Here is an 18,468-nt window from a genome sequence, read left to right as displayed (position 1 = left end):
AGAATTAGAAGCTCGCTTCGAATTTACGAAAGGCAACATTAGGTGAGCATCGATCTGCGAGACATTAAGCTTTTGGTAGCTGCCGTGGATTGTAGGTCGATTACAGAAGGTGCCCAGGCAGTGGGGCTTTCACTGTCGGCAGCTAGCTCCAGGATCACGGCTCTGGAGAAGAAACATGGTGTGTCCCTATTGCAGAGACTACGTAGCGGAGTGGTTCCCACTGAAGCTGGCGAAGTAGTCCTAATTCAAAGCCGGAGACTTCTTGAGCAAGCCGACCTGCTCACTAGTGCTTTCCAACAGCACCAAAAAACGCACATCAAATTGGTGAGTAATACCTCCGCGGTGGATTCACTGACAGAGTTTCTGGCAGCAACGCTTAATAAGTACCCAGAGCTCAACGTTGATTTGGAAGAAGAGTCAAGCAGTGAGGTTGCACGACGGGTTCGAGAAGGCACTGCTGATTTAGGGGTGGTGTCAGTGCTGGAGTCTCGAACAGGTTTAGAAGCACACTTATTATGGGAGGATCCTTTGATGATTGTCAGCACGTCAGCTAAGACATCAGTGGAAGCATTAAAGGGTCCAATGATTGGTTTATCTGCTGGGATCCCACTTCAGACCTATATTGATGCGCACCTTAGGAGAGATGGAATCACTCCCAACTACCGAGTCCGTTTGCCCACGTTAAGTGCGGTTTATGCGGTTGCTAGTACTGGAGGGGGATCGGCAATTCTTCCGCTTGGAACTACGAGGAGATTAGGGGTCCGGACAAAGAATGTACTTCCCATCGAGGAACCTTGGGCACAACGCGATGCATGGATGTTGGTGAAGGAAGGACGCACATTAGCTGACGTAGAAAAATCTTTTATAGACGCCCTGTTGAGCTTTCGGGACGAGGAATCCTAAGTAGAACCCTAAAGGCATAAACCAACATCAGTGGAACTAATTGGACCGGTCGAGCGTTGATTAATCATTAACTCCAACGGCGGAAAACGGTGGAAAGTGGGGCAATTGTGACAACACCAACTCTTGTCTATTTGCATGGGGTGGGTCGGGGAGATCTCAAACAAGAGTGGAAAGACCAGCTTTCGCAGGGGTTGGCCAGGATTGGGTTTCCGAGCCTGGATGATGTCACTGTTTTAAATCCGGTATACGCAGATGATTTGTGGGAAGATCCGGAAGCTCAGCACAGTTATGCGGTGCCACCCGTACAAAAATATATGACGTTAAGTGGCTTGGAGCTTTTAGAGTTCGAGCGTCGAACAGCTGCGATGGAAACCAGGCTTGGTCGGCATAATCGGGGAGCGGGTGGCGCATTTCCTGAGGCGGTGGTGTCTCGAAGCGTGGAGTTGCCACTTTTTGTACAGGCCCGGAATTTCCTCAACAATCAGCAGATCAGAGCTCAAGTGCATCGCCGTATTTTGGAGCAGCTTCCAACCGAGGGAGAGATTGTGCTGTTGGGGCACAGTTTGGGGTCGGTAATTGCTGCAGACCTTTTGAGGCGATTGCCGCCAGAGCTTACGGTGAAGGGATTTGTCACCATCGGTAGTCCGTTGGCAAATGGTCAATTCAATGTGGATGATTTGTTTAAGTTGCTGCGCACGCCGTTGAGCAATGTGTCGTGGTGGGTGAATTTTTGGAGTGGATCTGATCCTGTTGCAGCAAAACGCGGAGTGTCGGTGGCTGTTCCGTGGGTATTGGATTTTCGTGTGAAAACCTCACTGGTCCCAGGCCCTGGGCATTCTTCGCGGGAATACTGTGCCAATGATGCAGTGGCGGAAGCAATTGGGTTTGGGCTGTTCGGATCGCGCAGCAAAGAAATCGTCCTTGCGGAGAAAAATCTGCAGATTCCGCTCAATGACGCGGAGATTTTTGTGCTGCAGGCGCTGCGTTATTGTTACCTCATTTTGCAACGGCTCAAAGGCGATGAAGTCTTAAGGTATGAGTACGCACTTCGGGAGACTCAGGATCGCCTGATTGAGGAGATTAAATCCAGAAACGCCGAAGAGGGCCGGCCGATTCCGAAGGAAATCGCACGCCTGGATTTTGATAACGGTGATCCAAACGCAGCAGCTCCTGTTCCAGGTTTGAGCCCATTTATGCCCAAAGAGCAGGCAATTGAGCGGCTTTTAGAGATCATTGGACAGAACCTGCTGCTGCCTTTTGAGATCGAGGTGCCGGAGAAAATTCAGCGGGAAGCACTGAGGGATTTCACGGCGGAAACTCAATTGGGTTCCACCGTGGGCGCTGATATTTTTGATGCATTGCAAACGGCTGTTGGGGTGGTGTCGGGAAGCGCGAAGAGCAATTGGCGCAAATGGGGAGCGTTTGGTGTGGGGGCTGCAGCTTTGACCGCTGCAACGGGTGGTTTGGCTTTGGCGGCTGTGCCGACTGTTGCTGGAGTAGCCACTGTTGCCTCGACACTCGCAGCATTTGGTCCAGGTGGGATGATGGGTGGTTTGGTCACTGCAGGAACACTGCTCACAGTTGGTGGCGGCAGTTTAACCGCTGGGGTGTTGAGCTCGGTGAACACCACGGAAGAGATCGAAGCGCTCGTTGTACAGAAGCTAAGTTTGGCTATTTTGTGGCAGCGCCATGAGATAGATAGAACTCATGAGGTGTGGGAAGAATTCGCGGAGGCAGAACGTCTGATTGTGCGGGAGCACACGCGTGTGAAAAACGTGTCGGATAGTTCTTCGCCCATTTTGAAAGCTTTCGAGCAGCAGCGTTCGACTATTGAGCGGGCGTTGAAGTATTTGAGCGATCATGGGATGGAACCTGGTTGGTTTGAAGAACTCGAACCACCAGCCCCAACACCGTTTCTAAAACTGCGGGCTAAGAAAACTGATTAGGAGAAACACAATGGAGAAAGTTCGTCTGACTGCTTTTGTTCATGGTCATGTCCAGGGCGTGGGTTTTCGGTGGTGGACTACCTCGCAGGCACGGGAATTGAAACTTGCAGGGTCTGCCAGCAATTTGAGTGACGGCCGGGTGTGCGTGGTTGCTGAAGGGCCGCAAACACAGTGCGAAGAACTGCTGAGAAGGTTGAAGGAAAACCCCAGCTCGTATCGCAGACCAGGTCATGTGGACACAGTTATTGAGCAATGGGGCGAGCCGCGTGACGTTGAAGGCTTTGTGGAGCGCTAGACTTTAACCCCGTTATGTATTTGAAATCGTTGACGCTCAAGGGGTTTAAGTCTTTCGCGTCTGCGACGACCCTGAAATTTGAGCCAGGCATTTGTGCCGTGGTGGGTCCGAATGGTTCAGGCAAATCCAATGTGGTTGATGCGCTGGCCTGGGTGATGGGTGAAGGTTCTGCGAAGACCTTGCGTGGCGGCAAAATGGAAGATGTCATTTTTGCTGGCGCGGGCGATCGTAAACCGTTGGGTCGCGCAGAAGTCACGCTGACCATTGATAACTCTGATGGCGCACTGCCCATTGAGTACACCGAAGTGTCGGTGACCAGGCGGATGTTCCGTGATGGTGCAAGTGAATATGAGATCAATGGGGCGAAAGCTCGATTGATGGATATCCAGGAGCTGTTGTCGGATACCGGTATTGGCCGTGAAATGCACATCATGGTGGGGCAGGGAAAGCTCGCAGAGATTTTGGAGTCCCGCCCCGAAGATCGGCGAGCGTATATCGAAGAAGCTGCGGGTGTGCTCAAGCACCGGCGCAGGAAAGAAAAGGCGCAGCGCAAACTTCAGGGCATGCAGGTCAATCTTGATCGTTTGCAGGATCTGACCCATGAGTTGGCCAAGCAGCTCAAGCCGTTGGCTAGGCAGGCGGAAGCAGCGCAGCGTGCGGCGACGGTGCAGGCTGATTTGCGTGATGCGCGTTTCCAGATTGCTGGCTTTGAGATCGTGAAGCTCTCGGAGAAGCTGGAAACCTCTACTGAGCGCGAGAAAATGATTCGTGAGCAGGCGGAAGCAGCACAAGAGCAGCTGGAAGAAGCCACCACAACTCAGATGGAAGTGGAGATGGAGTTGGCGGAGATCACTCCGCAGGCTGAAGCTGCGCAACAGTTGTGGTTTGATTTGTCTTCGCTGGCTGAGCGGGTGTCGGCAACGATGCGTATTGCTGCAGACCGTGCGAGTTCAGGTGCCACGGATGTGCCGTATGCGGGCCAGGATCCTGATGAGTTGCTTGGTCGGGCCGAAACTGCTGACAAAGAATTAGAAGAACTCGAGATGGCCGTGGAAATGGCCACCGAGCGTTTGACCTCCATTCAAGAGGAAGCCGAGGATAAGGCCGCGCAGGCTCGTGAGGCTGAGCGTGAACACTTGGCGCAGGTCAGGGCGATTTCTGATCGTCGTGAAGGTGTTGTGCGCCTGCTTGCATCTGAGGAATCTTTGCGCACCCAGCACACGTCAGCAGAGGAGGAAGCTGAGCGACTCAGTGAGCAGCTTGAGGAGTTCATCGGCCGCATTTTGGATGTGGAACGTGAACGTCGCCTCACCGATGAGCGTAAACAGGGCGTTGACACGGATCGTGCGCCCTTGGAAGAAGCCCTCAAACAGGCAAAACATGAAGCCGAAGCAGCAGAGACTCGCCTTGAGGAGCTTCGTACTAAGCGCAGCGATCTGGAAAAAGAAGTATCCAGGTTGCAGTCGCGCATTGAGACGCTTAACCAAAATAGGCCACGTTCCGATGCTGCTGATGTGGTGGATTACCCGCAGCTGGCCACGTTGATTCGACCGCAACGAAACGTCGATAAGGCTCTCGCTGCCGCCCTGGGTGCGCATGCCGAGGCGCTGGCTGGCGAGGCTGTGGAAGGGCTCGTCGAGAAGCTTATCGACGCCGGCGTTGCACGCACCATCATTGTTGATGGCACGCAGGCTGGCGACGCATGGCGCCTGGACGCGAACATTCCGGCCGGGGCGAGCTGGCTGCTCGACCATGTTGATCTGGATCCGGCGATTGCCGGCCCGGTAAACCGGCTGCTTGCCGACGTTGTGCTTGTCGACGACCCCTCCCTCGGCCGCCAAGCAATCGAGGATGATCCTCGCCTGCGTGCCGTTGACCGCAATGGTGTGCTCATCGGCGCTGGATGGATTCAGGTCGGCACGGAAACCTCAACTGTGGAAATCACAGCTCAAATTGAGGAAGCAGAAGCTCAACTTGCTGCGGCCTCTGCCGCCTTGGACGACATTGCCGGCACTTTTGATGGCGCCCTCCACGCTGCCGACAACACTCGCGTCGAGGTGGCTGCCCGCACCGCAGCCCTGCGCGAACTCGACATGACCAGGGATTCCATCACCCGCGATCTCGCGCGCTTGGACAAACAACATGAGGCCGCCGAATCCGAGCGCGTCCGCCATGTTGGACGCCTTCATGCTGCGGAAACACGCCGGGAAGAGCTGCGCGAACAGTTAGAAGACATCGTCGATCGACTCTCCCGCGTGGAAGACGAAGAAGACGCTGACGAACCCTCAACCACCGCCCGCGACCAAGCAAATGCCGAGCTGCAACAAATCCGCGCCATGGAAATGGAAGCACGCCTTGCCCAACGTACCGCCGAAGAGCGCGCCGGGCAGCAGCGGGGCAAGGGCGATAGTCTGCGACGCCAGGCCGAGCATGAGCGCCAAGCCAAAATCCGGCATGAACAAGCCATGGAAGCCCGTCGCAGGCGCACCCAATTGGCTGTAGCCGTGCACAATGGCGCACGCGATGTGGCCGAGCGTGTCTCAGCTGCCCTTGCCCAAGCAGCCATCGAAAGAGATCAGCACAACCGCGATAAAGCGCTGCTGACCTCACACTTAGCGCGCGCCAAAGATGCTGTGAGTGCTGCACGCCAGCACCTCAATCGACTCAGCGACAACGCCCACTCCATGGAACTTGCGCGCAGCCAAGCTCAAGTGCGCATGGAGGAAGCCGTTGCCAAAATCACCGAGCAACTTGGCATTCCGGTCGCAGAATTGCTGCGCGATTACACCCCAGATGAAAACTTTGATGAAAAGTTCCAACGGGCACGCCTCAAACAAGCCGAAAAAGACCTCGCCGCACTGGGCAAAGTCAACCCCCTGGCCTTGGAAGAATTCAAAGCCTTGGAAGAGCGCTACGAGTTCCTCTCCACCCAATTGGCCGATGTGGAACAAGCCCGCGCCGATCTGAGCGGCGTGATTGAAGAAGTCGATGCGAAAATTCTGCAGCTTTTCACCGATGCCTGGAACGACGTGGAAGCAGAATTCCCACGCGTGTTCAACACCTTGTTCCCAGGTGGCGAAGGCAAACTGATCCTCACCGAGCCCGATGATTTGCTGGCAACCGGCATCGAAGTGGAAGCCCGCCCACCAGGAAAACGCGTCAAGCGCCTATCGCTGCTATCCGGTGGCGAAAAATCTCTCACCGCACTAGCCATGCTCGTCGCGATTTTCCGCGCCCGACCCAGCCCCTTCTACGTGATGGATGAGGTGGAAGCAGCACTCGATGATGTCAACCTTCGCCGACTTATCGCACTGTTTGAAGAGTTGCGCCGCGACTCCCAGCTCATTGTGATCACCCACCAAAAACCCACCATGGATGTGGCTAACGTACTCTACGGCGTCACCATGCGTGGCGATGGCGTTACCCGCGTGATCTCCCAACGCATGGAACCTGCTTCTGCAATGGAAACTGTGGCGGGGTAAAACCTGCGCTGAGCACGGATGATGTTCCAGCTCACAGCGCAGGTTGGCTACAGATGTTTCAGCGCTTGCAGTGGGGTAGTGTGTTTAAACATCACAATTAGTTCTAGAGGAAAACGCATTTTTTGCGCGGGGAGAGTGTATACATGCCGGCTGGCATCGCAGACATGACAGATTCATTGCTCGGATGGGCATCACAAACTGAGCTGGATCTGAACCAGCGTCTTGCAGGGGTAGAGTACTTTCCACAAATTCAGCTGCGACACGATGAGCTCGAGCGCATTCATCGTTTTTACGGCACCTTTTTGTCCCGCCAGGTAGGCGCGGGCGCAAGCCTTGAGGGTCTTTTTGAAATGACCCCATGCCTGACAGTCACCACCTTGGTGTCTCGGGCGTCACGGATCAGCGATCCAGCAGATTTCTTCGGTGAATACATCGGAGGACTGGGACTTAGCGCAGAACACGCAGCAGTTGTTGAAGGGTTGACCGAAAAGCTCTTCGCACAGGCTGGCCTGCTCGTTCCTGAGGGAATTGCATCTCCATTGGAGTTGTTATCCATCCACGCAGGCATTAGTAACCACGAAGTGGCTGCAGTGCTGACCGAAGTGGAAAACGGCACCACCGAATATCCATTCATGTTCGACGCTGTCCTGCGCCTAACCCCTGAGTGGGCACAGACCCTTATCGGCGGAGTTCAAGAACTCATTGAATTTGCCACCACCCACCGAACTTCTTGGTCAGACCGCCAGCGCGAATCCTCACTGCCAGCCATGATCGATGAGATCGTTGTGGCGGAACTTCGGGAACGCCCAGTTGGTACTGCCGACCGTGAAAACTCCGTTGGTGTGGCACTTCGTGAGCTTCGCCCACGCCTCATCCTGGATGCAGAACGCCGCAAAGTCTGCCTGCGTCTACCTGAACAGCGCGTCAGCGACGATGAAATCAACTGGCGAGTCAGCCTAGAAGGCACCACCCGGATTTTCTCCACCCGCCGAGCATGGGGCGATACTTCTGGATACTCCGAAGCCCTCGACATCACTGTCGAGCGTCAAATCCGCGAAACCACCGTCACCGACACCTCAAACCAAATCACCTGGGTTGTCCCAGTCGTGGACTTCAACGACCCAGTGCTGGTGTTTTCCGCGCGCGGTGAAAACCTCACCGACAAGGTCTCCCTGCACCATCAAGAGATTTACGTTCTCGCGCCAGCGGAAGCAAAACTCGAAGACATGGTCACTGGCCAGCCAGTACCAGTTATTGAGCAATTCCTCGTAGAGGGCTGGAACTCATGGGTGTGCTCCCGCGTGGACGCCCGTGGCCTGTCCTCTCTGAAGGTCAACAAAGAAGTCCGATGCATTGACCCACGTCGACGCGTTGCCTTCCACCACCCAGCCGAACTGGTCCCTCACGTACGATCCATTTCCGGACTCCCCGTACACGCGCAGTCCCTGATCGCCGAGTTCCCACCAACCCTGAGCGGACAAGACGAAACCTGGATGCTCTCCATCTCGGCTTTCGCAGGTGTAGGCGCTGCTGGTGAAGAAATCGCCGAGCCAGAGCCTTTGGAAGTCCCTGCCGACGGTGGCCTTTTCGCCATCTTCGACCCAGAAATCTACGACGCCCCATGGGTGGGCGAATACCTGGTCCGACTCCGCGGCCCACGCAATGAATCCTTCCGACACGAATTCGCCATCGTCGAAGGCATGACCACCGAATTCGAAGTCGCCTCAGGTGCATCATTTCGAATCCCAACCACCACTGGTCTCAGCGAAGCCAGCCTACGCGTGCGTTCCGGTGAAAAGCACTTCACCGCAGAGCCACGCCTGGTCACCGTTGAAGCAACCGACCCCAACGCATCATTCGTGGTCACCACCGATGAAGGCGATCAAATGCCATTGCGATTTGTGCCACCACAAATCGCCATCGAACTTCCACTGACCACCGAGCCGCCAACCTGGCGCGTCACCCGTACTGTCTGCGGACCACGCGACCTCGACGGCGCAGGCGAACTCCGCATCCGCACCGGTGTCGATGTCGGCGATCCAAAGGTCAGTGTGCGCAACCACCACGGTTCACCACTGCGAACCGTGAAAATGGTCACCCCTGACAATGGCCGTACCTGGATTGCCAACATGAAGGAAATCGCAGCCAGTACCTTTGTGATGCCACGCGGATCCATCGAATTTGAATGGACCGACCGCAAGGTTGACCGTCGCGTTTCCGTGACGATTGCTGTCATTGACAAAACTGAGAACTTTACTGGCATCACCATCGAAGATGGAAAGCTCGTTTTCGAAGATCTCGCAGCCGGTCGCCAACTCGCTGCATGGGTGTGGCCACAAACCGCACCGTGGGTAAGCGCAGTGGAACTTGCTGTCACCGGACCAGAACTGGAACTCCCTGAAGTTCTCGTCGGCGCAGGCAACCTGATTGTTCAACTCCACACCGCTGACCCATTCACTACCTCCGTGACCCCATTGTCGCCAGGTAAAGCTGCAGTCACGGTGGAACAAGAAGGCTACTACTCAGCACAAACCGAAGAATATGCACAGCTTTCAGCATTCTTCGGTGGGGAAGTAGAAGAACCACCAATCAGTGACGCTGTGGTCCCCGCACTTTGGGATGTTTCCCATATCTGGACCGAACAGGGAAACACCGAGCATCTTCCAGTAGTCCATGCCGCCCTGCGCTCCTCACCAGCCGCAGCACTAAAGGGTCTGTCCGCTTCGCTGGTTCCGGCACAGGCACTACCTGGAAAAGTCATTTCCTCCGGACTGGCAGCCTCACCGTTCACCACGGAATCACCAGCAACAGAAGTGCACCGCACCGCATGGATCGGAACCCTGCAACTCCTGGGTGCACTGCCAAGCGCATTCAAGGAAGCCGAAGAGATAGGCAACCGCACACCACTGCTGCCAATCCTCGGACAACTTGAGGAAGTCGCCGGCAAGAACATCCTGTCCACCCTTGCAACTGGCCGTGACTCCACTTTGGACACCGCATGCATCGACCAATCCACCGTTGCGATTGCCGGCATGAACGAAACCCAGCAAAAAGCACTGCTGGACATGTTCTTCAGCAACGCCGACATCGTTCCTGGACCACTGATGGAAGACAACACCCGCCTCATGGCAGTGTTCGAAACCTTCAAGAAGCGCGATGCACTCCGTGAGGTTCTCCAGACTGAAGGCTTGATTAAGACCGCTGTAGAACTTCTTCGTGCCATGCGTGGAACCCAGCGTCAGCTGTATTCCTCCGCACGTATTCGATTCGACAAGCTCGATGGTGTCAACACTGACAACCCAGAAAACATGTGGGCACTCACCCCAGTGGTGTCGTTGGTATTCGCGTTGTCATCCCGTTTGCATGCACACGAATTGATCGGCAAGACCCGAACTCTCGATCGTGCATCTGCCGGTTGGGGTCGAATCGCTGATCTGGTGCCAGACCTGGTCACCGGTGACTTGATCTCCGCTGAAGCAATGGTGTTGGGCGCGCGCAACCCAGGATTGGTTGACTAAAACCACACCGCAAAGGGGGCTTTTACAATCCGAATCTCTCGGATCGTCAAAGCCCCCTTTACTTTTTGCTCCAAACAATCACGTTCTAGCGTCTTGGCCACCATCGAATTTTCTGCCATTTGTGCAGGTAGTAAGGCCGGACAGATGCTGAACTGTTAAGGTGGTGGGCATGGATGCAACCTTTTGGATTATTGGACTAGTCCTCCTCGTTATTCTTGCGATCATCATCGTGCTGATCGTGGGCAATCAACGAGGGAAATCAAAAACCGTTAGTTTTGAAAAGCCTGAAGAAGAAAAGAAGCAACTCACCCAGCAAGAGAAATCCGGAAACTACCAAGCTCAGGGTGGTTTTAACTTTGCGCCAGCCAAGAACGAAGAGCCAGTTCTCCGCGATGACCAGAAGCTTTCCACCCAACCACCGGCCACCCCGGTTGTACCACCAGTAGTTCCGCCAGTAGTTCCACCCGCTGCTGATCCAGTCACTGAGCCACCGGTTGACACGGCAGAGCCAGGAGCAGCTGCAGAGAAGCCTGCAACCGATGAGTTTGCTGCACAGGCTGAACCAATTGCCCCGGTTAAACCTGAAAAAGCACCAGAGGAACCATCGGGCGGTGAGCATGCGGTTGATGCAGCTTCTGCAGAGCCAGTTCCTGAGCCAACTTCTGAGGTGCCTGAGGCGATTTCCCTCGACGTGGCTGAAACACTCAATGCCGCACCCGAAGAAACACCAGCTGAGCTTGAAGAAGAGCCAGAAGCGGAGGTAGTTCCTGCTGCAGAAGAGGCTCCTGTATTTGAGGAGACCGTCGAAGAACTCGACGAGCCCGTTGGAGTCGCTGGGATCGAGGCGGCCGAAAACGCTGAAGTCCAGGCGCTGGAATCCGTTGAGGAAGAAGCAACCGAAGCTGCCGAAGCCGCATCGGTTACCGCCGAGTTCGCAGAGGCTGCCCGCGAGCAGACCCCAGTTCCAGACACTGCGCCTGAGCCAGCACCGGCACCAATTGACGACATTGCGCCTGCATCTGGTCGAATCGGCAAACTGCGCACCCGTTTGTCGCGTTCCCAGAATGTCTTCGGCAAGTCCGTGTTGGGCATTTTATCCGCCGGCGACCTCGATGAGGATGCCTGGGAAGATATTGAAGCGATGCTGATCAAGGCGGATCTTGGCTCCAAGGTCACCGCGCGCGTGGTCGATAAATTGCGCGACAAGATTGCAGAGCGCGGCGTCGGCAGCGAGGCCGAGGCCCGTGCCATGTTGCGCGAGACGCTTATCGACGCCTGTCGCCCCGATCTTGACCGCTCCATTAAGGCCATGCCTAATGAGGGCAAGCCTGCAGTGGTTTTGGTCGTTGGTGTTAATGGCACAGGTAAGACCACAACCACCGGCAAGCTGGCCCGCGTGTTGGTCTCGATGGGGCACAAGGTTGTTTTGGGAGCTGCGGATACCTTCCGTGCAGCAGCGGCTGATCAGCTTGAAACCTGGGGTCGTCGCGTTGGTGCAGAGACTGTTCGTGGCGCAGAGGGTGCGGATCCAGCATCGATTGCTTTCGATGCTGTTGCCAAGGGGGTCGAGCGCCAGGCGGACGTCGTGCTCATTGACACCGCCGGTCGCCTTCACACCTCCACTGGCCTGATGGACCAGTTGGGCAAGGTCAAGCGCGTGGTAGAGAAGAAGGCTGTGGTGGATGAGGTTCTCTTGGTGCTGGATTCCACTGTTGGCCAAAATGGCATGCAGCAGGCCCGCATTTTCCGTGAGGTTGTAGAAATCACGGGTGTCGTGCTCACCAAGTTGGATGGCACGGCCAAGGGTGGCATTGTCTTCCAAGTTCAGGAAGAGCTGGGTGTTCCCGTCAAGCTTGTTGGCCTTGGTGAGGGGGCTGATGATCTCGCACCATTTGAGGTCGAGGGCTTTGTTGACGCTTTGCTTGGCTAAGGAACGGATTCTTTAGACGCTCGCACACATGGGGTGGTGTCGCTGAAAATTCAGCAACACCACCCCATGTTTTTGTGCTCAACCTGGTCAGGTTAAAAAAACTGACGAGGACATGAATTTGTCTTACAACTTCAAGATAACGAAGAAATAACAAAGTAGATTTGCTGATACTTAGCCATCAAAAGCATTCAGCGAAAACCATAGATTTAACATATTAATTTATTCTAAATCAATGGTCTTAGCCCACAGTCTCGAAGAGAGTATCACAGTAAATAACAATTCTTGAAGGGAAGAAGAGTAAGCGTGCGCGTCTATGGCTACCGTTTCTTCCCACAAAACGTAGGGGGAGAAAAAATGAATATCATCCAGGGCATAATTTCCCTGTTGGGACTGATGGGGCTGTTTTATGGAGCTGCTGGCAGCCGTAGGTCTTTCAGGAAGTTCTTCTTCAGCTACGTCATCCCCAATTCCAGAGGGAATGGTGGTTAATCCACTAGCAGTGCGGTGCATGAAGACGAGGCTCAAGAGCTTTTTGAAAATGCCAATGTAGATGGCAGCTCTAACCCGTATGGCACGCTTGAGATTTCCGATCAACACGTTGAGGACAGCTCATTGGTGGAAGGATCCGTGCTTTCGGTAGTGCCAACGGAGTTCCTACCTGAGGGGGCATTGCTCAAGACTATTTCCATCAATGACGAGGACAATGGCACCACCGTGATCGTTACCGAGCCTGCGACGTTGACGGACATTGTCGAGGATTCGGACGGCTATCAGTTGCCCACGCCAGAGCTGGTCAGCTTCGATCTGATTCCAGAGCCAGGAGTGACAATTACTGAGCCAACGGCGACCTATTTTAATGATGGGGTAGTGAAGGGCATCTATGAAGAGGCCTTCGAGCTTGAAGACAATGTAGACGGAGTTGTTGTCAAGGTAGCAGGCAATATCGGAGTCAACGCCGAATTGGGCTATGAGATTAGCTGGTCGAAACTGAAAGGCTTCGGTGCTACTGTTACGCCATTTATTGAATCAGATGTTCGCATTGGTGCTGGTGTGGAAGTATCTACCGACTGGAACAAAACCTTAGCTCAAGTGCAGTTCGTACATGCCTTTACTGTCGGTCCAGTCCCGGTGTACATGACCACGGAGGGAGCCCTGGAGTTGGAGCTTTTGGTTGGGGTTGGTGGCGAGTTCTCTTATAATCCCAACCTTAAGGTGAGTCATGAGGCTGGGTTGAAATACTCGGATGGATCATTCAGTGGAATTAATGAGCCTGACATGAAAGTCGATGGCCTAGGCGACATTACGCTTGAAGCAAGTGCTGAGGCCAAGGTGCAAATTGTCCCCAGTTTGAACACCAAGCTGTATGACTTGGTTAGTATTTATGCCGAGGTTGCTGGGTGGGTAAAGCTTGACGCAACGTTTACCCCGACGGAGGCGACCTGTACTGCAAGCGCTGGCGTAACCTGAGACGTAAGTTGGGAGGCGTCAGTTTACCTGCTCAAGCTAGGGGTTGGCTGGGAGCATTCATTCCTAAAAGAGGATTTTGAGTTCTTCAAGAAAGGCGACTTGTGCGCTTTGGAGTTGCCAGATCCCGGTGCCGACCCAACTCCTGACCTAGTGGGTCATGGTGTGGAATTGCAGAATGGCAACGCTACTGGTTCTCCGGAGCAGTGGGGGCTTCCTCAATGGCTTTTTGAAGATAAGCCTACGTGGGTATTAGGTACCGGAAAGATTGAAGATGCTGCGGGAGCTCCTTGGGATTTTGCTTCAACTAACCCGGGAAACCCGGGATCGAATGTTCTCTCCGAGTTGTCGGGAGGCGAGACGTGGGATGCCGCTTCGTATCAGGTGACCGTGATTCCAGCAGGTAATACCCTGTATATCGAGTACGCCTTTGCATCTGAAGAGTATCCAGAGTACGTCAATTCTTCGTACAACGATGTCATGGCGATTTCTCTTAATGGTCAAAACTGTGCGGTTGTGCCTGCGACGAATGAGACAATCTCGGTGAATACTGTCAATCACTTGGTCAATTCGCAGTACTACGTTGACAATCAAACTGGAGCCTGGGGATACAACACTGCGTTTAATGGGCTTACAACGAATCTTCGAAGTGCTGTACCGGTGGCCCCAGGGGTTCCGGTAGATGTGCATATTGCCATCGCGGATACGGGAGACGCTATCTATGACAGTGCAATTGCACTGGTTGAGGGAGGAATTTACTCCGAGTAGGGCATGGTTTTAGATGAGTGTGCCGTCTCTGAATTTTCGGGTGCGGCGCACTCGCTTTTTTGTGTCCAATCCCTTGAATTGGCCAGGGGATTCATTGCTGTTCCACACGGTTTTGACAGTCACTGTGATGCACTTAACATCACCCCAAACTGCCTGTTGAACTATAGAAAATACGCACTATCCTCCCTTCAATATTCTATAGAGCTATCGAAATTGGTTTCTGTAGGGCTATAGTTAATTTCGGTTCGAGGGTCGTCAACCCCATCAGGCGCTCCTCGAATCCACAAAAATAGCTTGAATAAAACTTAAGGCAAAAGGAGGTCGTCCACGCTATGAGCGCAGATCAAATCGCAGCAGTCTCTGGAAACTCAGCATGGATGCTCATGTCCGCATCGTTGGTGCTCTTGATGACACCAGCACTGGCTTTCTTCTACGGCGGTATGTCCCGTCAAAAGTCCGTGCTCAACATGATGATGATGTCATTCGGAACCTTGGGTGTCGTCAGCGTCATCTATATCCTGTGGGGATGGTCGATGTCCTATGGAACCCAGTCCATCGCAGGTATCTTTGCAAACCCATTTGAGCTCTTCGGCCTTAAAGATTCCATCGTTGATGCAGAAGGCAACTACATCGAAGGCGCAGCCGGATACCCCAACATCATCGATGTTGGATTCCAGCTCACCTTCGCAGTTATCTCGACTGCTCTTATCTCCGGTGCACTGGCAGAACGCGTAAAGTTCTCCACCTGGCTCGTCTTCTCCGGAGCGTGGGCTACCTTCGCTTACTTCCCACTGGCACACATGGTCTGGGGTGGCGGATTGCTCAGCCACTTCGAGCCCGGCTTCGCAGCCTGGATGTTCGGTGTCACCGACGGTGAAGCCAACATCGCACCAATCGACTTCGCTGGCGGTACCGTCGTCCACATCTCCGCTGGTACGGCAGCATTGGTGCTGGCATTGATCGTCGGCAAGCGTAAGACTTTTGGTAAGTCGATCGCTCGACCTCACAACCTCCCCTTCGTCATGCTCGGCGCAGCACTGCTGTGGTTCGGTTGGTTTGGCTTCAACGGCGGTTCCGCATTCGCCGCCGACGGCATGGCTGGCTTGGCATGGGTAAACACCACCGCTGCTACCGCAGCAGCAATGCTCGGCTGGTTGGCCGTAGAAAAGATTCGCGACGGTAAGGCAACCTCCCTCGGTGCTGCCTCCGGTGTTGTCGCCGGCCTCGTTGCCATCACCCCAGCTGCGGGATCTCTCACCCCAGTAACCTCCCTTATCCTCGGTGTCATCGGCGGTGGCCTTGCGTGCCTCGGCGTTGGCCTGAAGTACCGCTTCGGTTTTGACGACTCCCTCGACGTAGTCGGTGTCCACCTGGTCGCCGGTCTCTGGGGCACCATCGGTGTCGGCCTCCTCGCAACTGACGCAGGCTGGTTTACCGGTGGCGGATCCGATGGATTTAAACTCTTTATTGTTCAGATTGTCATCGCACTTGTTGCCATGGTCTTCGCTGGAATTGTTACTGCAGTCATTGCATACATCCTCAAAGCAACCATGGGATGGCGCGTTGATGATGAAGTGGAACAGCAAGGCATTGATTTCAACGAACACGGAGAATCGGCTTATGACACCACAGGGCCGGAAATTCGTTAAGTTTGTTTAAAAATAGCTACATAACTCCGACCGTCCTTTTGAAGGAGACGTCCCCATGAAACTCATCACCGCTATCGTCAAGCCGTTTACCCTCACTGACATTAAGGATGCACTCGAGCAGGCCGGTGTTCAGGGAATGACAGTCACCGAAACCCAGGGATTTGGTCAGCAAAAGGGCCACACTGAGGTTTACCGCGGTGCAGAATACGCAGTTGATTTTGTTCCAAAGGTCAAGATCGAAGTCATCGTTGCTGACGCTCAGGCAGAAGAAGTTATCACCGCAATCGTCGATACCGCCCGTACCGGCAAGGTAGGCGACGGCAAGGTGTGGATGACCACTGTTGACGAGCTCGTACGCGTGCGTACCGGTGAGCGCGGCGAAGCTGCCCTCTAAGAAAGATTCGCGCTTACATCAATGAATGACCCAGCCCAGCTCCGCCATGGCGCCGAACAAGATGCCCTGGCGTTGCTGGGCTCTTTGGCGCTTCCAGCAGGAACAACCCTTGCTGCCACCGGTTCACTAGCTCGCTCAGAACTAACGCCCTACTCGGATCTTGATCTAATTTTGATCCACCCACCCGGGCAGACCCCCGAGGGCGTCGAAGATCTTTGGTACCCCATTTGGGACGCTAAGAAACGCCTCGACTATTCGGTTCGGACACCCGCGGAATGCGTGGAAATGATTTCCGCAGACTCCACGGCAGCGCTTGCAATGCTCGATATTCGATTTATTGCTGGAGACGAAGATCTCTTTGCCACCACGCGCCGCAAGATTTTGGACAAGTGGCGCCAAGAACTTAATAAAAACTTTGATGCGGTTGTCCAAACCGCGATTGCGCGCTGGCGACGCTCCGGCCCTGTCGTCGCTATGACCCGCCCCGACCTTAAACATGGCAGGGGAGGGCTCCGCGATTTTGAACTTATCAACGCGCTAGCGTTGGGCCACCTCTGCGATGTGCCCAAGCTTGATTCGCAACACAGATTGCTTGTCGACGTTCGCACGCTGCTTCACGTTCACGCCCGACGCTCACGCGACGTGCTGGACCCAGAGTTTGCTGTCGACATCGCTCTTGACCTTGGTTTCGTTGACCGCTATCACTTAGGTCGCGAAATCGCCGACGCCGCCCGAGCCATTGATGACGCGCTTACTGCGGCACTTGCGACAGCCCGTGGACTGTTGCCTCGCCGCGGTGGCTTTGCCTTCCGCAATACCGTGAGGCGACCACTCGATGTTGACGTGGTGGATGCCAACGGCACTATCGCGTTGTCGAAAAAACCAGATCTCACCGATCCCGCACTGCCGTTGCGTGTAGCTGCGGCTGCTGCGAAAACTGGTTTGCCTGTCTCTGACAGCACATGGGCACGTCTTGCTGAGTGCCCTGAGCTACCAGAACCTTGGCCACCTGCAGCTTCAGCCGACTTTTTCCGGATTCTCTCCAGCCCAGAAAATACCAGGCGTGTAGTCAAACAAATGGATCGTCACCACCTGTGGGAACGCTACGTTCCAGAGTGGGATCGCATCAGAGGACTCATGCCGCGTGAACCCAGCCACGTGTCCACCATCGATGAGCACAGTCTGAACACTGTGGCAGGCTGCGCATTAGAAACCGTCACCGTGGCTCGCCCTGACCTATTGGTGCTGGGCGCGTTGTACCACGACATTGGTAAAGGAACTGATCGTCCGCATGAGCAAGTCGGTGCGGAGATGGTGGCAAAAGCCGCAAGTCGGATGGGACTAAATCTGCGTGACCGCGCCAGCGTGCAAACGCTGGTCGCGGAACACACAACGCTGGCCAAAATTGCCAGCCGCCTTGATCCGCGCTCGGAGGAGGCCGTCGAAAAGCTCTTAGATGCTGTGCACTATGACTTGGTCACGCTCAATCTTCTCGAAGTGTTGACAGAGGCAGACGCAGAGGCAACTGGCCCAGGCGTGTGGTCAACGCGACTTGAGCAGGCATTGCGGATTGTGTGTCAGTGCGCCCGTTCGAGGCTTATCGATATTCGGCCTGTTGCACCCATGCTTGTGCATCGAGGCGACATCGCGTTGGTGGAAAAAGACGGCACCAACACGGTGCGATGGCATGGCGATGACCTGCGCAAAATCTTTAGTGTCATGGCTGCTAAAGGTTGGACAGTCAACGCGGCGCGCATGGTCGCGAATGGGGAGTGGACAGGCGAATTTGATGTCCGCGCCAACGGGCCGCAGGATTTTGATCCGCAGTTATTCCTCCAGTCTTATCAATCTGGAATCTATTCAGATGTTCCGGCACCGGCCCCGGGTCTGACCGCGACATTTTGGTACGGCAACATTTTGGAAGTACGCACCGAACTGCGCATTGGTGCGATCTATGCGTTGCTTAGGACGCTGCCATCCGCCCTCTGGATCAACGCCATCACACGTGGCGCCACCTTAATTGTTCAAGCGGCCCTTGCCCCAGGATTTGATCGCGTAGCCGTCGAGCGAGACGTGATGAAGGTCTTAGCCGCAAGCTGAAATTGATCATATCGATCGT

General features: G+C 54.6%; 12 protein-coding genes. 11 read left to right on the top strand and 1 reads right to left on the bottom strand.

Features of this window, described 5'->3' with window-relative positions; genetic code table 11:
- The first annotated feature begins 42 nt into the window (after positions 1-42).
- The 6 genes from KW808_RS10315 (at position 43) to ftsY (ending at position 12,074) form a co-directional block, all read left to right on the top strand.
- Positions 43-903 (top strand): LysR family transcriptional regulator, encoded by an 861-nt coding sequence (locus tag KW808_RS10315; RefSeq protein ID WP_003861928.1) that lies wholly within the window; start codon positions 43-45, stop codon positions 901-903.
- A gap of 437 nt (positions 904-1,340) precedes the next feature.
- The gene (locus tag KW808_RS10310; RefSeq protein ID WP_034984000.1) at positions 1,341-2,849 is read left to right on the top strand and encodes a lipase family protein; all 1,509 of its coding nucleotides are present in this window, start codon (positions 1,341-1,343) and stop codon (positions 2,847-2,849) included.
- Between the two features lie 10 nt (positions 2,850-2,859).
- Positions 2,860-3,144: an acylphosphatase gene (locus tag KW808_RS10305; RefSeq protein ID WP_003856367.1), complete on the top strand. Its 285-nt coding sequence runs from the start codon at positions 2,860-2,862 to the stop codon at positions 3,142-3,144.
- Between the two features lie 14 nt (positions 3,145-3,158).
- Positions 3,159-6,626 carry a chromosome segregation protein SMC gene (smc, locus tag KW808_RS10300; RefSeq protein WP_003861924.1) on the top strand — a complete coding sequence of 1,156 codons (3,468 nt, stop codon included), beginning with the start codon at positions 3,159-3,161 and terminating at the stop codon, positions 6,624-6,626.
- Positions 6,627-6,769: 143 nt separating this feature from the next.
- The gene (locus tag KW808_RS10295; protein ID WP_003861922.1) at positions 6,770-10,144 is read left to right on the top strand and encodes a hypothetical protein; all 3,375 of its coding nucleotides are present in this window, start codon (positions 6,770-6,772) and stop codon (positions 10,142-10,144) included.
- Between the two features lie 169 nt (positions 10,145-10,313).
- Positions 10,314-12,074, top strand: a complete 1,761-nt coding sequence (gene ftsY, locus KW808_RS10290) for a signal recognition particle-docking protein FtsY (RefSeq protein WP_003861921.1) — start codon at positions 10,314-10,316, stop codon at positions 12,072-12,074.
- A 219-nt stretch (positions 12,075-12,293) separates the two neighbouring features.
- Here the strand turns inward: ftsY and KW808_RS10285 are convergent, their stop codons facing one another.
- Positions 12,294-12,584, bottom strand: a complete 291-nt coding sequence (locus KW808_RS10285; protein ID WP_170844374.1) for a hypothetical protein — start codon at positions 12,582-12,584, stop codon at positions 12,294-12,296.
- On the opposite strand from KW808_RS10285, the gene KW808_RS10280 reads away from it, so the two are divergent.
- The 5 genes from KW808_RS10280 (at position 12,579) to KW808_RS10260 (ending at position 18,449) form a co-directional block, all read left to right on the top strand.
- Positions 12,579-13,541 (top strand): hypothetical protein, encoded by a 963-nt coding sequence (locus KW808_RS10280; RefSeq protein WP_034983814.1) that lies wholly within the window; start codon positions 12,579-12,581, stop codon positions 13,539-13,541. The genes KW808_RS10285 and KW808_RS10280 overlap by 6 nt on opposite strands.
- A gap of 99 nt (positions 13,542-13,640) precedes the next feature.
- Positions 13,641-14,306, top strand: coding sequence for a choice-of-anchor L domain-containing protein (locus tag KW808_RS10275; RefSeq protein ID WP_231107826.1), 666 nt, complete (start codon positions 13,641-13,643; stop codon positions 14,304-14,306).
- A gap of 332 nt (positions 14,307-14,638) precedes the next feature.
- Positions 14,639-15,955 (top strand): ammonium transporter, encoded by a 1,317-nt coding sequence (locus tag KW808_RS10270; RefSeq protein WP_003856357.1) that lies wholly within the window; start codon positions 14,639-14,641, stop codon positions 15,953-15,955.
- Between the two features lie 55 nt (positions 15,956-16,010).
- A complete protein-coding gene (glnK, locus tag KW808_RS10265) occupies positions 16,011-16,349 on the top strand; it encodes a P-II family nitrogen regulator GlnK (RefSeq protein WP_003856355.1) in 339 nt (112 codons plus the stop codon).
- Between the two features lie 21 nt (positions 16,350-16,370).
- Complete coding sequence (locus KW808_RS10260) at positions 16,371-18,449, top strand: [protein-PII] uridylyltransferase (protein WP_003861920.1); 2,079 nt, start codon at positions 16,371-16,373, stop codon at positions 18,447-18,449.
- Positions 18,450-18,468 lie beyond the last annotated feature (19 nt).

It is taken from the genome of [Brevibacterium] flavum (assembly GCF_019317305.1).
GTDB lineage: Bacteria > Actinomycetota > Actinomycetes > Mycobacteriales > Mycobacteriaceae > Corynebacterium > Corynebacterium glutamicum.
The sequence above is the reverse complement of the archived record's forward strand: the minus strand, read 5'-3'. Positions and strand labels throughout refer to the sequence as shown.